Genomic DNA, 15,341 nt, shown 5'->3' on the forward strand with positions numbered 1-15,341 from the left:
GACGCCAGTCGAGGCACGAGCGCTTTCAGGACGAGAAAACCGGAAATAAACGATAGCCGCTGGCCAAGTTAGTTGGCGCGCCCGTCCCGTCCACCCATCCGACCCGAAATCCTCAAGCCTCGCTTCAGCGGGGCTTTTTTCATGGAGCAAGCCTTATGGCCCGACCTGCAACTGCCGCCGTTCGCCTGTTGACCGGTGAGCGCGAACCCGTGCGACTGGCGACCACGGCCAATATTTCTTTATCTGGCCTCCAGGCGATTGACGGCGTGCTGACGGAAGCCGGTGACCGCGTGCTGGTCAAGAACCAGACGAACGCCACCCAAAACGGCATTTACACAGCAAGCACAGGGGCTTGGTTCCGTGCCGCCGACGCGCGGACCTCGCGCACGATACAGAAGGGCACCACGGTCCACACCCAGGCCGGATCGACCAATGCCGCCAAGGTTTTTTCATTTCAGACCGATGAGCCGGTGATCGGCACCGACAACATCACGCTGTCGCTCTATTTGTCCGACAATGCATTGGGCGATGCTCAGGCGGCGGCGACGGCTGCGGCCGGCAGCGCTTCCGCCGCCGCCGGATCGGCCACTGCCGCATCGACCAGCGCGACCAATGCCGCGACCTCCGCAACGAATGCCGGCAACTCGGCCACCGCCGCGTCGGGCTCGGCATCCGCGGCCGCCACCAGCGCGACGAACGCCGGCAATGCGGCCACGGCGGCGGCCGGCTCGGCATCGAGCGCGGCGACATCCGCGACCAATGCGGGGAATTCAGCGACCGCCGCCGCCGGCTCGGCTTCGGCCGCGGCCGCGTCGGCGGCTGCAATCAACCTTCCGGCGCCGGTCGCCAACACCTTCCTTAAGCGGAATGCCGGCAATACGGCCTATGTGCCCATAGCCGCAATCGATGGTGCCGACGTGTCTTACACACAAGGTGGGACAAGTTCGTTGGCGCGTACAATGCAGGATCGCGCCCGGGAGAGGGTATCTGTTCTCGATTTCACAGGCGTTGATCCTACGGGCGTTTCAGACAGCCGTGCCGGCATCGTCGCGGCTGACGCCGCTGCAGCAGCTTTGGGCAAAGCTCTCTATTTCCCAAAGGGCAACTATCTGGTCTCTGCCGCGATCACACCGTCGTCGTTTGCTTGCTGGCTCGGAGAAAGCAAAGCCAAGGTCATGCTCACCACGACCTCGGCGACTGCCGATCTTCTGACTGTTTCGAACGGCTCGTTCACTCTGGATCGGATTTCCTTCGGGACTAACATCACCCGAACGGCGGGCAGCTATATCAATATTTCGGCCAACGTCGTTTCGATTACAAACTTCAATATGACCGGAACATTTCAGGGGATCTTTCTCTCGGTGGCGGTTTCAACAATTTTCGTGGCCAACGGCAACATCAGCACAGCTAACGTCTCTAGCATCGGTATCCGGCTCCATGGCGGTGTTGCAGTTGAGATCGCTAATATGATCGTGGTGTGGAACGGTGTGGCCCATCCATTTGCCTGTCTCTATATCGACAACGGAGGGGACTACAGCTTCACCAATTGTCAGTTCCTCGCTGGGACCAATGGCGCGCAAATCACCCCGGCAGCCGGCCAATCCGTTGCCTATTGCCGCTTCACCAATTGCTGGTTCGATACCTCTTTGGGCGCGGGTCTTTCCATTACCCCCACGAGCACGGGCACGATTACGAGTTGCGATTTCGTACAATGCTGGTTCAGCACTTCAGGAACTCACGGAGTGCAGATGGCGCCTGGCGCAAGCGCCTCGGTGACAAATGTCAATTTTGCAAACTGCTTTATGCTTAACAATGGTTCGAGCGGGGTTACACTCACTGGTGCAGTGATCTCTGATTGTAGCTTCGTCAACAACACCATCAACGGCCCGGGTGCTGCTGCCGGGTTTTCATTGAATTCTGGTGTGGTTCGCGCACGCCTTCAAGGCAACCGCCTTGGTGGTCTGTTGTATGGCATTTTCTCGGATGGCACGCCGACAGACGCGATGATTTACGACAACTCGTTTGTGGGCTGTACGAACAAGATAGCTGGAGCTTGGCTAGGCAGCACGCGCATCGAACGAAATGCGGGCTACAACCCGGTTGGCGCGGCAGGCATCACACCAGGAGCTTCCCCCTACACCTATACGGCTGGCGCGTCACCGGAGACAGTTTACACTTCCGCGACCACATCAATCACAGCGGCCACCCAAGGTGGCGTATCGATACTGCCGGCCGCGCTGGGCGCCAATGTCCCCCTTTGTATTCAGCTTGAACCAAACGAGGCGGTCGCGATCACCTATACCGGCACGTTGACCGCCAGGAAGATGGTACATTAGCGTCTCTACGTTGCCACTTCGCGTAGCCAACGCGCGCCTTCAGCCTGTAATCTAGCGTCCTTATCGAGATCAATCGGCCTGATGTCTGCTAGGGGCATTGACTTGGGGATCGGATCGCGCCGGGCTAGGTCGCGATCAATAGCAGAATGCACTATCTCGATGTGCGTGGCCCATTCCCGTACCTGTCGGGCGGTGTCGCGCCATGTTGGTAGTGAGATGCTTGCCGCTTCAGTCCAAAGTCTGCGGGCTTCGTCATTGTCCAGCATTTTTCTTGCCGCCGCTGCGATCCGATCGGGGCGTTTGGGCTCGATGCGAATTTGACCCAACGGTTGCAACCGTCTCGTGCTTGGCATGACGTCGCTCACGATTACGGGGATGCCGGCGTAAAGGCTTTCAACTGGCGGGATGCCATAACCTTCAAGAGCGCTGGCCAAAATGGTAGCGCGAGCGGTGGATAGGATTTGTGCCAACTGTTCGTCTGAGGCGGCCGGATAGTGCGAGAACTGAGGATACCTCTCCTTAGCCGCCTCGATCGCTGGTCCGAGGGATGCGTTACCGTGATCCACCAACTTGCCTACAAACACTAAGTCGACTTCGACGCCTTCGTCCCAGAGGTCTTCGAAGGCCATCAGGACATCGCTTTGGCGCTTTCGCGCTTCGATCGATCCGAGGCATACGAAGGTTTTTCGGCTCGGGTGGAAAGTTTGTTTCTCAACGGAAAGGCCGTCGGCGCCAAGATGAAGGATTGGCAGTGGCCAGGGCCTTCGTAGCCGACCGGCAATCTCGTAGGCTTCCTTGGTCTCCTGGCTGATGTGAGCGGTGTAGGCCATCGAAAAGACCAGGTTGAAATACGGCTCGAATGGCGTCCTGTCAGTGATACCAAAGTCCTTGGGATGCATCCATGGGAAAAGGTCATAGACAATAGCGAAGGAGCGCGACGGGTGGCGCTCAATGCGCTTTTTATAGAACGCGCAACGTGCCTGATCCCAGAACAACTCAGGGATCAGGACATAGGCTTCGTCGCCGATGAGAGTGCCTGGGGCCGCTGCTATCGATCTTGCCGCACGGTCTGCTTTTTCGGCAGTTGTTGCATTTGAATTGTCTAGGACAGCCGCCAAGGCTTCGGGTGTCAGGACTCGCAAATTGTTCGCCGCTTTGTCAAAATAGCATGCCGTCAACCCGTCCGTCCAATGGCGGAAAATGGCGCGAATAGTGCGCTGGATGCCGGTTCCGATAGGGTTTGAAACAAATTCGCTGATGTCGGCGTGGATCATGGTCCACGTTAAGCACGGCCGGCGCCACTCCGCAATTCAGATAAAGGCTTGGACCACTTCCGATAGCCGGTAGACACCTGTCACCTCGCAGGTTAGACCGAATCTATATGCGTTCGAGGGCTCATGGTGGGAATGAGGTATGTCGCTGGCGTAAGCTGGCCACGGAGCGGCCATCATCTGATGGAGCGGCTTGTCCAAAATTATTTTGGTGAGAGCTTCAGGTATTGCTTCTTTTACCGAGACGATCCGGCCTGCTGCCACACCTTCCCGTGCACTCAGTCTGGTGTCAATTTCACAAAATACCATGACTTCGAACTGTCTGGACGTATTGTCGAGGGCGTTCCTTATTTGGTCCAATACCGCGCGCTTACGCCCGCCACAATCTCTGACTTCGAGCTCTATCTGCGAGACGACGGCGATGTAGGCGAGGACACCGTCGAAAGTTTCCGAGCCTTTGCTCGCTACAAAGCCGACGGCTGGGCAGCGTTCATGGCGAAGTGGGTGGACGCACAGTTCCCGACCGAGCGCCTTCTCGTGCGGTACGAGGATCTGGTCTCAGACGCTCACGGCGTCCTGCGTTCGACCATCCCGTTTTTTGCACCAGGCGAGGTGCTGGATGAAGAGCGTCTGGGCCATGTCATTGAAACCGAGCACCATGTGGACGTCAGCAAGCAAGACGGTGTAAAATGGCGCCTTAACGCTGGCGTTAAGGCGTTTCGGAAACCTGAGAGTTTCCGCTTCTATGACGCCAGCTTTTTCAGTGAGTTGGAGGCTTATGCCGACGAAAAGCGTTGGCAAATAGCAGCGGCTGACGTGGCTGATGCGGCGCACAATTGGCGGCGTCCGTCTTCGGCAATTCAATTTTTGCGATCTTCGGCCTCGAGGTTGAGGCGCCTGATTTCGTAAGGATTGCGACTCCACCCGCGACTAGCCCATCCTGACGCCAGCTCGCGTTCTCTAGGCTTATTCGCCAGAATCCGGGGCCTGACCTAGAGTCACCGGTCCCTACACAATCGGGCCATCAGCATCGCGCTGACTTCTCGGCGCTCCTTGGCTTTAGCCACAACCAACCCCATCCGAAAGGAACTCCCATGGACCGCAACTTTGCGCGGGCGCTTTCGCTCGTCTTGAAATCCGAAGGCGGCTGGTCGGACAATCCGGCCGATCCGGGCGGCGCCACGATGAAGGGTGTGACGCTGGCGAATTTACGCCGCTATGTGAAGGCCAATGCCAGCAAGGCCGATCTGAAGACGATCGGCGATGACCAGGTCGCGACCGTCTACCGGCGGTTTTATTGGGATGCCGTGCTCGGCGCCGAATTGCCGGATGGCGTCGACTATGCCGTGTTCGATTTCGCGGTGAACAGCGGACCGGGCAGGGCGGCAAAATACCTGCAGGCAAGCGTCGGCGTCCCGCAGGACGGGCGCATCAGCCCAGCGACGCTCGCGGCGGCCAGGGCAAGGCCGGCCGGCGTCGTCATCGACCAGCTTTGCGATGCGCGGCTGGCGTTTCTCCGGCGATTGCCGACATGGGCGACGTTCGGGCGCGGCTGGTCCGATCGAGTCAGGTCGGTGCGGGCTCAGGCCTTGCTGATGTCGGACCCGGCGACAGTGCCAGCGCCCGTAAAGCCTGCGATGCCCGAGCCGCTTCCGCGACCGGTCCCGCAGCCGCCCGAGGTCGAAACGCCCGACGGCAACGCGCCGACGGCCGAGCCGGCGTCGCCGGCGCCGAGCGGTTCTGGAATTCCGGTCGCCGCCAGGGCAGGCGGTGTCATCGCCGCCTGCCTGCTCATCGTCTACGCCGCCTGGCACCACATTGCCGTCGCCTTGCAAGGGATATTCTGATTATGGCCACCATAACCCAGCCGACCATCCGCCCGACCAACAAGCTCACAGCCGCGACCATCGCCGCCGCGGTCGTGTCGGTCTCCGGCGTCTTCGTGCGCAACATCTGGCCTTCCTGGTACGACGCCAGACATGGGCGACGCTTCTGCCAATCGCCGTCTTCGCCATCGGCTATCTGGTCAAGGATGAGCCAAACCGATGAGCGCGCTGCTGTCCTTCCTGCTTGGCAATCCGACCCTTCTCGGCATCGGTGCGGCCATCCTCGCGGCGCTCGGCTGGGGTGTTCGCCAGCGGCTTGCCGGCGAACGCAGCGAGCGTGCCCGGCAGGCCGCCGCCGAGGCCGTGGCGCACGACATCGCCGACCAGGTCCAGAACGATATCGGCGCGCTGCCGGCCGCCACCGCGCGAAAGGAGCTCAAATCATGGGCAAGGGATTGATGCTGGTGTCCGTCCTGGTCGCGATGGTCGGCTGCACGACCGTCGAGGGCGGGTTCTGCGGGGTGTCCAGCCCGCTGCGCCTGTCGGCGGCCGCGGTCGATGCGCTGTCGGACGCCGAGGTCAAGGCGCTGCTGGCGCACAACCGCAAGGGCGAAAAACTGTGCGGGTGGAAGCCATGACCGTTGTCGCATTTCCGCTGGACTCGGCCATGCTGCTTGCCGGGCTGGTCATTTTCGGCGCCGGATCGGTCTTCGGCTTCCTCATCGCGAGGGCGATGAAATGATGCACGATGTCTTCGACCTGCTCGGCATCAAGGGACCGGTCGTCGTCGCCGGTCTGGCCGGCGGTGTCCTGCGCGCTTTGTCGCGGCACCGCTACAAGCTGCGCGAAATGGTGGCGTCGCCGATCTGCGGTGCGCTCGCCGCCGCGTATCTGACGCTGCCCGTGGTCCAATATTCCCGCGCCACGGGCCTGCCGCTGGCCAATGACGACACCACGACGCTGGCGGCTGCTTTTCTCATCGGCGTCTGCGCCATGTGGATATCGGATATTCTGTTCGAGGTTGCGGAAGTTCAGGCCAGCGACGGAGGACTGAAAGGCCGCGGATGGTTGCTTCGTTATCTTCCCGGCAGGCTGCGCGGCGCGAACGCGCTGATGGCCGGGGCGGCCTTAGGCCCAGATATATGTGCCTCTCAATGGAATCTGGTTTTGAAGACGCGAAAGACTTCGCACCAGAGGCGGAAATCGGCCAGTCGCCCGGCGAAGTGTGCTTCCATGGCACAGTAGGCCGCTGCGGTCTGCGCTTCCGGCCCATAGAGTTCGATTGCGGCAATCACTGCGTCGTTAGGATCGGCAAAATCTGAAAGCCTGAGCGCCGCGCCATTGTCAGTCCGGAGCATCGAGCAACACCTTCTGTTCGGCGCCTTCATGCCGCATATGAGGCGCAAATCACGTCACCTGCGGCCCAGCGGCTTGGTTGCTAGAGGGGACTGGCAGCGGAAGGCCACTGGGCCTGACCGGCAGGGCCTTGAGGATGGCAGCGCCGACTGGCGAAGATGATGCACCCCTGCTCATATCAGCGAAACATGCGAACGAAGGAAGGGCAAGGCGCGCTGGCTCCGGCCGGCGGGCTTTTCGTATTGGGGCCTTGTCGCGTCTCCGGGAACACCAGCATTTGGGCGCGCTAATTTGCTTCGGAAGCCCCCCGCGCCCTGGTTAGGGCGGAATGGAGCACCAATCGAATGATGCGCTGGCCTCCCGTATCATTGCAAAATAGATGGCCGGCATCATTGGGGAAACCGAACTGATTTCGCTCTCCAGGCAACCATGTTTAGCCAGATCGCTCGTGGATCGCAGGGCGCCGGCATTCGGAACTGAAACAGGCTTCGCAGCTTCTATCTGAGCGAAGCTTAATGAGGCATGCCTAATGTTCAGTGACAAGGAAACCCGATTTTTAGAAGCTGGGCTGTTCATGGCGGTGCCGCTCTCAATCTTGATCGCGGTCTTGGTGGTTAGCGTTACGTTTGGCTGGTTTGAATGACAGATTGCACGCGGCGGGGCGCGATCGACGGCCAGTATTCTTCACATGCAGTCCTGACTGCGAAGGCATCCAGGCGAGGAGCAACCGACGTTCGATCGAGGTGAAGCCACCACCAATTGCCCTTCGGACGCTTGCCGCCGCCTTCCTGATCGGCGTGTCTGCGATGTGGATTTCGGATATTTTGTTCGAAGTGATCGTGCGGAAGTTCAGAGCAGCTTCCGAGGAATAGCTCCAGGCTTGCCCGGCGTCGAAAATCCGTACCGGCCGGCTCGATCGACCCAAAGCCCGCCTCGGCTCACGCCGGGGCGGGCTTTTTGCGTTTGTGGCGCCTGACCGGCCGCTGCTATATCCCGGAGCAAGGCTGCCGAACTCGCGGCGGCATTAATCCAGCCTGGGCTTACGGATGCAGATTGAACGATATGACGGGGACCGCGAAATATTGCTGCCGCTGTTTACCCTTGCCGACGATTCTCCCACGCAGGTTTCCGGCTATATCGACAAGGGCGAGGTGCTGGTCGCGCGGGATGGAAACAGGATCGTCGGCCATGTGCAGCTCATCGAGACAGGCGAGGGCGGGGTCTTCGAACTCAAGAGCCTGGCGGTCCGTCCGGCAAGGCAGAGCGAGGGGTTGGGGCGTGCCCTCGTCGCGGCGGCAATCACCCGCTGTCGAGAGCGCTACGGCCGGCGCCTGATCGTTTCGACCGCGGCGGCCGATATCGGCAATCTGCGATTTTACCAGAGACAGGGCTTTCGGATGTTTCGCATCGTGCAGGATGCGTTCGGGCCGTCGACCGGTTACCCCGAAGGCTCGGCTGTGAATGGCATTCCGCTGCGCGACCAGGTGGTGTTCGAACGCGACCTCGGCGCGGATTGAGGGGATCGTCCGTCCGCTCCAGCTTCGAGACCGTCGCAGACCATCCAATAGCCCGCTCGTTGGGCGGGCTATTTTGCGTTTCTGGGCCTAACGCGCATCGCGTTTTGAACGGATTCGGGCGACGCGCTTTAGGTTTTTGTTTTCATGCCTGAATCTCAACGCACCTTAGGCGAGGATGTTGACGGCACGGGCCGCGACCAGTGCGATCGTCAGCAGCGAGATCATCGCCTCGGCCATCATCAAAAGCTTGGCGCGCTGGGAGAGCGGCAAGGTGTCGGTCGGCGAAAACGCCGTCGCATTGGTGAAAGCGAGGAAGAAATAGTCGACGAAGCCAGGCAGCCAGTCGCGGATCTCGCGGTCGTTCAAGGTCATTTGCGGGAACAGGAAATCGGATTGGGCGCGTTTGACGAGGCCGCAGGTCGGCGGCCCGCCGCGGTCGGTGCTCCAGAACCACAGGGCAAAGACGATGACATTGGTGACCCAGATATTGAGCGCGTCGATCAGCAGCGTCTGGCCGCTGGAGCCGGCATGGCCTGCCAGCAGCGCGCGCACCAGGAACACCAGTGAACCGCAATTCATGACGCTGACGACGCCGGTCATCACCAGCGCCGTCCTGCGGATCATGACGCGAAACCGGCCGACCAGGTACCAGTGCTCTTCCTCGATCGCTTTCAGGGTGGCGACCTGTGTCCAGGCGGTGGCGACGGACAGAGGCACGAGCAGGGTGGCCTCGAGCGCCGGCGCCAGCCAGCGGGGGCCAAACGAAAGATCGTTGATCACCAGGAGCTGCAGACAGATGATGACGAGGACGGCCGCACGCGCCAGCCAGAAGTCGAGCGCGCGGTGGTGGATGACGGCATGCTGGTGACGCATCGAATATCCGGGATGTTCAGACAGGATCAGATGGGCGGGCTTGTTCTGCCGGGGGAAGTCAACGGAGCGCCGAAACTCCCGCTCAATCTTGGTCTTGCAATGGCCAGCAAGTATACTTTTTCGTAAGCTTTGAGGTTGGGGCTGTTCGGCAAACCGGACGATGTGGTTTAAGCGCCGCATGGTGGGAATAGACGACTCCATGGATGGTTGGGCGCCGGCGGGGCTGACTGCCACCGGCCTCGACTCGTCATCGGTCTGGCCCGGCCTGCTTCGCCATCCCTGGTATTTGCTCGCGCTTCTGTGCCTGGTGCAGATCCTGTGCTGGACGGTGGTGCCGGCACTGATCGACCCCGCGCCGCCTGGCGATGTCGTGGAAGGTTTCATGTGGGGCCGCGAATGGGTGCTTTTGACCTACAAGCACCCGCAGCTTCCGGGCTGGCTTCTCGAAATCAGCCATCTTCTGACCGGATCGTTCCACTGGCCGCAATATCTGCTCGCCCAGCTGACGATTTCGTCGACCTTCATCCTGGTCTATCTGCTGGCCCGCGACATGCTCGGGCAACGCCGGGCGCTGGCTGCCGTGCTTTTGATGCCCTCGGTCTATTTCTTCGGCTGGCCGACCCCGCAATTCAATCATGACTATGCGCAGATGCCGTTCTGGGCGGCCATCTGCTGGCTGCTTTGGCGCGCCGGCCGTGGTGGCGGGCCTGGCTGGTGGCTGGCGCTTGGGCTGGTGTCGGGCGTCGGGCTCTATGCCAAGTTCTCCACCGGCCTGCTGCTCGCCTTTGGCGCCCTATGGCTGCTGTCCGACGCGCGCGCGCGCAGCCGGCTGGCGACGCCTTGGCCATGGCTCGGCCTTGCCGTTTTTCTCGCCGTTGCGGCGCCGCTGGCCATCGCGCTCTACCGCATCGACTTCTTGCCATTGACCTATTTTGCCGACCGTGACGTGTGGGTAACCGAACACCGCGCGCGCCTCTACTATATCGGCGTCCAACTGGCCGGGCTCTCAGGCTTCCTCCTGGTGCTGGCGATATCGGGGCTGCTGCGGCGCTCGCCCGCTCCGGAAGCTCCCGTCGAACGCGGCATTCTGGTCTATCTCGTGTGGATGGGGCTTGGGCCGGCGACCCTGATCATGGTGGCCTCGTTGTTCACCGGCACCGGCGAGTCCTGGGGGGCGCCGATGTACAATCTTGTCGGTGTTACGGTGCTCGCCTTTCTCGGCCACCGGCTCGGCGCCATCGAGATGCGAAGGCTGGCGATCTGTGCCTTCCTCTGCATCGTCACCATGTCGGGCGCCTATGCGACCCTCCGCTGGACGGGCTGCAATGTGCGGGGGCGCCTCGACGCCGTCTGCTGGCCGGCGCAGCCGATCTCGGACGAGGCCGAGGCGGTTTGGCATGCGGCCGCGCCCGGCCGGCTCGACATTGTCGGCGGCGATACCCAATTGGCCATGCTCGCGGGCCTCAATGCCTATGACAAGCCGTCGATCTTCACCGACCTCGATACCCGGTTCGCGCCCTGGATCACCAGGCAGCGCTTGCGCGACCACGGCATGCTGATGGTTTGGCCTGGGCATGGCATGCCGCCGCAGTTGCGGACATGGCTGGGCAACCTGCCGGTCAAGACCGTTCTTTTCAACTGGTCGCGCACGGCGCCGCCTGTGGCAATCAGCTTTGCCGCCATTCCGCCTGGCACGCGGTATCTGCCGCTTGACGCCGACAGCCGGACCCGGCATCCGCGTAATTGAAGCGGTTCGATCCCTTAGCCGCGTCGTAATATCGTTCGCGCATGGCTGCGTTCGTCTCCATGCGACTGGACGAAGCAGGCGACAATGCCCATTTATTGGGAAATCCAATTTTGTCTGCGCAATTCCGGACGGGAAACCGCTACGCGAATGGAATTGCCTTTTGAGGAGACGTGACATGGCGACTTCGATCGAACGCGCAGTGCTTGCCGGTGGTTGTTTCTGGGGCATGCAGGATCTGATACGGCGCTATCCCGGCGTCATCTCCACCCGTGTCGGCTATAGCGGCGGCGATGTGCCAAACGCCACCTACCGCAATCACGGCACTCATGCCGAAGCCATCGAGATCAATTTCGATCCGGCCGTGATCAGCTATCGCACGCTGCTGGAGCGCTTTTTCCAGATCCACGATCCGACGACGCGCAACCGCCAGGGCAACGATGTCGGGATGAGCTACCGTTCGGCGATCTACTATACCAGCGACGAGCAAAAGCACGTGGCCGAAGACACCATCGCCGATGTCGATGCCTCCGGCCTGTGGCCTGGCAAGGTCGTCACCGAAGTCGCGCCGGCCGGCGCCTTCTGGGAGGCCGAGCCCGAGCATCAGGATTATCTGGAGAAATATCCCAACGGCTACACCTGCCATTTCGTCAGGCCGGGCTGGAAGCTGCCGGTGCGTGAGAAGGCCGCGTCCTGACGTTTGGCGAAACGCATCGTTGGGAAGCGATGTCGAAACAAAGAAAGCCGCGGGGCGGATGCCCCGCGGCTTTTCTTCGTTTATGGCGATGACTTGCTTGCATCGGAGTTCATGTCGCCCGGTGTGGTGGAGGTGGTGCTTGCTGCCGGATCGACGGTGTTGGGCGAAGCCGGCTTGCTCGGGTCTCCAGTGATCGACCCGCCGCCACCCAGATCTGGTGCAATGCTTTTGGCGCGGTGCGCTGAAAAAACGGCTTCCCCTTCGGTTCGAATGGTGCTTTAACGCGCCCATCCACAGGGGTGCTCCGTACGGTCGGGCTGAGACGGGGGCGGCAAGCCCATAGACCCTAGAAGCTGATCTGGGTAATACCAGCGGAGCGAGGCGGGCTATGTTTTCAGGCGCACAGATTTCCCTATATCCCATGGCCGACGATTTCGTCGGCGTCATCCTGGGCGCGCTCGGCGCGCTCGATCCCTACCGGGACAGGCTCAGGATCGAGACCGACGACATCTCGACCTTGCTGGTCGGGCCGCCCGAAGTGTTGTTCCCGGCGCTGCGCGACCTGTTCGTGGCGGCGGCGCGGAGCGGCAAGCATTGCGTGCTGTCGGCGGCCATTTCGCGCGGCTGCCCGGGCGAGCCGGACGATCCGATCTGCCGCTCCGACGCGTTTGGCGGACCTGTCGGGCCGCTCGGCCCACGCAAGGAAGCCGCCATCACCGCCGTGCGCAAAGCTGCTGCCACCGGCCAGCCGGCGGCGGCGCAATTCTCGCTCTATGTGATGGGCGCCGGCGACCACATGGACGAGATTTATGGCTGCATCGATTTCCTGAAACAGTCCGGCGTCTACGATCGCTCCAAGAATTTCTGCACCAAACTGCGCGGTGATACGGGCGCGATCTTTTCGGCACTGAACGAAGCTTTCTGCCGCTTCGGGCCAGGCGCCGGGCACGTAACCCTCGACGTCACGGTTTCGGCCAACAGCCCGTCGGCTGTCTAAGCCGGCCGCGCTTCGGCGCGACCCCGTCAAAGGTTATGCCCGTGGTGTCATCATCAGTCGCGTCGCGCCCGCTCGTGGGTTCCCTTGCCAAGGCTGTACCCGCCGTCATCTCGGTCGGGTTGCTGCTTGTGGCGTGGGAGATCTACGCCACCTATTCCGGCATCAAGCCGACGATTCTGCCGGCGCCGTCACGCGTCTTCGAACAGGCGACGCTCAATCGCGACGCGCTGATCGACAACGCCATTCCCACCATCCGCGCCACACTGATCGGCTTTGCCTGCTCGCTCGGCGCCGCCTTCGCGCTGTCGATGTTGGTCGACTTCTTCCAGCCGCTGCGGCGCGCGCTGTTTCCCGTCTTCATCGTCAGCCAGACCTTGCCGCTGGTGGCCATCGCGCCGCTGGTGGTGCTGTGGTTCGGCTTCGGGCTGGCGCCGAAGATCATGCTGGTGGCGCTGGTCACCTTCTTCCCGATGCTGGTGGCTCTGGTACAGGGCTACGAGGCGACCGAGGTCGAGATCGGCCAGATGTTGCGGGCCATGGGGGCAGGGCGCTGGCGCGTCTTCGTGCTGGCACGGCTGCCTTCGGCGCTGCCCTATTTCTTCGCCGGCTTGAGGATCTCCATCACCTATGCCGTGGTCGGCGCGATCTTCGCCGAATATGCCGGCGCGGCGAAGGGGCTGGGCATCTACATGCTCAACGCCAAGAACAATTTCCGCCCCGATCTGGTTCTGGCCGCTGTCGGCGTCAGTGCCGCGCTCACGCTGATCCTGTTCGGGCTGACGGTGCTCTTGCAGCGCCTCGCCATGCCCTGGGAACGGGCCGGCCGGCAGCCGGCAGGGAAGGGGGCGCAGGGATGAGCCGGCTCGAATTGCGGCATGTGCACAAAGCGTTTGGCGGGCTCGACGTGCTCGCCGATATTTCGCTCAGCGTCGGCGCCGGCGAATTCGTCTCGATCCTTGGGCCGTCGGGCGCCGGCAAGTCGACGCTGTTCCAGCTCCTGACGGGTGCCGAGCATGGCGAGGGCGAGATGTTGTTCGACGGTGCGCCGCTCGACGACCATGGCAGGCATTTCGCCTTCATGCCGCAGCGCGACGCGCTGATGCCGTGGCGGCGCATCCTCGACAACGCGACGCTCGGGCTCGAAGTGCAAGGCGTCAGACGCAAAGCGGCGCGGGCGCGTGTCGCGCCGCTGTTTGCCGAGTTCGGGCTTGCCGGCTTCGAGCGGCATTTCCCGGCACAGCTTTCGGGCGGCATGCGCCAGCGCGCGGCATTGCTGCGCACGGTGGTGCAGGAGCGCGATATGCTTTTGCTCGACGAGCCGTTCGGCGCGCTCGACGCGCTGACCCGCGCGGCCATGCAGCGCTGGCTCGAGCAGATGTGGCGGCACCATCGCTGGACCGCGCTGCTGATCACCCATGATGTGCGCGAGGCCGTGTTCCTGTCCGACCGCATCTATGTGCTGTCGGCGCGCCCGGCCCGTGTGCTGCGTGAAATCGGAGTGCCGTTGCCGCGCCCCCGCGATCCAACCGGCGCCGCCGCGCAGCAGGCCGGCGCACTCGAGGCCGAGATTCTCGACATTTTGCTCAACCCGCAACCATCCAAAGGACATGACCATGACTGACTTGACGCGCCGGCAGGCCTTGCTGCTCACCCTTGCCAGCGGATTTCCGCTGATCGCTGGATCGAACCGCTCCTTCGCGGCCACGCAAAAAGTCAGCGTCGCGCTGGACTGGACGGTCAACACCAACCACATCGGGCTGTTCGTCGCCCGCGACAAGGGGTTCTATCGCGAGGCCGGCCTCGAGGTCGACATCCTGCCCTACAGCGATACCGGCGCCGGCACGCTGGTCGCCAACCGCGTCGCCGATTTCGGCATCAACGGCACAATCAGCCTGTTCACCCAGAGGACTGCCGGGGCCGATCTGAAGGCCGTCTATGCCGTGGTGCAGTCGGAAACCGGCCGCGTGGTCTTCAATGCAGCGCGCAGCGAGATTAAAAGCCCGAAAGATCTTGACGGCCTGACCTATGGCGGTTTCGGCAGCGCCTGGGAAAACGCGCTGATCTCGACCATCATCCGCCACGATGGCGGCAAGGGCAATTTCGAGACGGTGACGCTCGGCACCTCCGCCTATGAAGCGTTGGCCAACGGCTCGGTCGACTTCACGCTCGAGGTCTCGACCTGGGAGGGCGTCGAGGCCGAACTCAAAGGCATCAAGCAGCGCAGCTTCGTCTATGCCGATTATGGCGTGCCCGACGAGCACACGACGCTGATCTCGTCGAGCGAAGCGTATCTGCAGGCAAACCCGGCACTGGCGTCAGCTTTTGTCCAGGCAACGCGACGCGGCTATCAGTTCACCGTCGATCATCCCGGGGAAGCCGCCGCGCTGCTGGTCGCCGCCAACAAGGATGCCCTGACCAACCCGGCATTGATCGAGGCGTCGCTGAAGGCGCTGATCGACGGCCACTACCTGCGCACAGAAAACGGCGCCATCGGCACGATGGATCCGGCCAAGATGGACGCGATCGGCGACTACCTCTTCACCGCCGGCATCTTGCGCGATGCTGATGGTAAGATTCTGGCGCAACGCCCTGATTTCGCGAAGTATTTCGAAAATCTGAACTTGGGGTGAGGTTGGATACGCATCACCAGTAGCGCCCGGCCTACTCCGTTGGCTTGGCGTACGGGGGCGTCCTGCCCCCGTATGCTTTCGGAGGCGTCACTCC

General features: G+C 62.1%; 14 protein-coding genes, 1 pseudogene and 1 riboswitch. Of the genes and pseudogenes, 13 read left to right on the forward strand and 2 right to left on the reverse strand.

The genetic code is table 11. The features are described from left to right. The first annotated feature begins 155 nt into the window (after positions 1-155). Complete coding sequence (locus tag AC0V8S_RS16800; RefSeq protein WP_475438421.1) at positions 156-2,336, forward strand: right-handed parallel beta-helix repeat-containing protein; 2,181 nt, start codon at positions 156-158, stop codon at positions 2,334-2,336. 5 nt (positions 2,337-2,341) lie between these two features. On the opposite strand, the gene AC0V8S_RS16805 is transcribed toward AC0V8S_RS16800, so the two are convergent. Continuing rightward, a complete protein-coding gene (locus tag AC0V8S_RS16805; RefSeq protein ID WP_475438422.1) occupies positions 2,342-3,610 on the reverse strand; it encodes a glycosyltransferase in 1,269 nt (422 codons plus the stop codon). Between the two features lie 180 nt (positions 3,611-3,790). Between AC0V8S_RS16805 and AC0V8S_RS16810 the strand changes: the two genes are divergently transcribed. From AC0V8S_RS16810 to AC0V8S_RS16835, 6 genes and pseudogenes are all read left to right on the forward strand, one after another. After that, positions 3,791-4,516, forward strand: a complete 726-nt coding sequence (locus AC0V8S_RS16810; RefSeq protein ID WP_475438423.1) for a hypothetical protein — start codon at positions 3,791-3,793, stop codon at positions 4,514-4,516. Between the two features lie 185 nt (positions 4,517-4,701). Next, a complete protein-coding gene (locus AC0V8S_RS16815; RefSeq protein WP_475438424.1) occupies positions 4,702-5,454 on the forward strand; it encodes a glycoside hydrolase family 108 protein in 753 nt (250 codons plus the stop codon). Positions 5,455-5,652: 198 nt separating this feature from the next. Then, positions 5,653-5,892, forward strand: a complete 240-nt coding sequence (locus AC0V8S_RS16820) for an ABC transporter permease (RefSeq protein ID WP_475438425.1) — start codon at positions 5,653-5,655, stop codon at positions 5,890-5,892. Then, a complete protein-coding gene (locus AC0V8S_RS16825) occupies positions 5,877-6,071 on the forward strand; it encodes a hypothetical protein (protein ID WP_475438426.1) in 195 nt (64 codons plus the stop codon). Before AC0V8S_RS16820 ends, AC0V8S_RS16825 begins: the two co-directional genes overlap by 16 nt. A gap of 103 nt (positions 6,072-6,174) precedes the next feature. Next, a pseudogene (locus tag AC0V8S_RS16830) lies at positions 6,175-6,456 on the forward strand (hypothetical protein); the annotation flags it as partial. Positions 6,457-7,835: 1,379 nt separating this feature from the next. Next, positions 7,836-8,306 carry a GNAT family N-acetyltransferase gene (locus tag AC0V8S_RS16835; protein ID WP_475438427.1) on the forward strand — a complete coding sequence of 157 codons (471 nt, stop codon included), beginning with the start codon at positions 7,836-7,838 and terminating at the stop codon, positions 8,304-8,306. Between the two features lie 165 nt (positions 8,307-8,471). Here the strand turns inward: AC0V8S_RS16835 and AC0V8S_RS16840 are convergent, their stop codons facing one another. Beyond that, positions 8,472-9,179: a hypothetical protein gene (locus tag AC0V8S_RS16840; protein WP_183461087.1), complete on the reverse strand. Its 708-nt coding sequence runs from the start codon at positions 9,177-9,179 to the stop codon at positions 8,472-8,474. 199 nt (positions 9,180-9,378) lie between these two features. On the opposite strand from AC0V8S_RS16840, the gene AC0V8S_RS16845 reads away from it, so the two are divergent. From AC0V8S_RS16845 to AC0V8S_RS16870, 6 genes are all read left to right on the forward strand, one after another. Beyond that, the gene (locus tag AC0V8S_RS16845) at positions 9,379-10,926 is read left to right on the forward strand and encodes a glycosyltransferase family 39 protein (protein WP_475438428.1); all 1,548 of its coding nucleotides are present in this window, start codon (positions 9,379-9,381) and stop codon (positions 10,924-10,926) included. Positions 10,927-11,101: 175 nt separating this feature from the next. Continuing rightward, positions 11,102-11,620, forward strand: coding sequence for a peptide-methionine (S)-S-oxide reductase MsrA (msrA, locus tag AC0V8S_RS16850; RefSeq protein ID WP_183461084.1), 519 nt, complete (start codon positions 11,102-11,104; stop codon positions 11,618-11,620). Between the two features lie 285 nt (positions 11,621-11,905). Next, positions 11,906-12,018, forward strand: a riboswitch (TPP riboswitch). After that, positions 12,009-12,617 carry a YkoF family thiamine/hydroxymethylpyrimidine-binding protein gene (locus tag AC0V8S_RS16855; protein WP_183461081.1) on the forward strand — a complete coding sequence of 203 codons (609 nt, stop codon included), beginning with the start codon at positions 12,009-12,011 and terminating at the stop codon, positions 12,615-12,617. (Overlaps the previous riboswitch by 10 nt.) Positions 12,618-12,652: 35 nt before the next feature. Further along, positions 12,653-13,474 carry an ABC transporter permease gene (locus tag AC0V8S_RS16860; protein ID WP_475438429.1) on the forward strand — a complete coding sequence of 274 codons (822 nt, stop codon included), beginning with the start codon at positions 12,653-12,655 and terminating at the stop codon, positions 13,472-13,474. Continuing rightward, the gene (locus tag AC0V8S_RS16865) at positions 13,471-14,238 is read left to right on the forward strand and encodes an ABC transporter ATP-binding protein (RefSeq protein WP_183461077.1); all 768 of its coding nucleotides are present in this window, start codon (positions 13,471-13,473) and stop codon (positions 14,236-14,238) included. The genes AC0V8S_RS16860 and AC0V8S_RS16865 overlap by 4 nt, the downstream gene beginning before the upstream one ends. Continuing rightward, complete coding sequence (locus tag AC0V8S_RS16870) at positions 14,231-15,247, forward strand: ABC transporter substrate-binding protein (protein ID WP_475438430.1); 1,017 nt, start codon at positions 14,231-14,233, stop codon at positions 15,245-15,247. Before AC0V8S_RS16865 ends, AC0V8S_RS16870 begins: the two co-directional genes overlap by 8 nt. The last annotated feature ends 94 nt before the right edge of the window (positions 15,248-15,341 follow it).

Source organism: Mesorhizobium oxytropidicola, assembly GCF_056174625.1.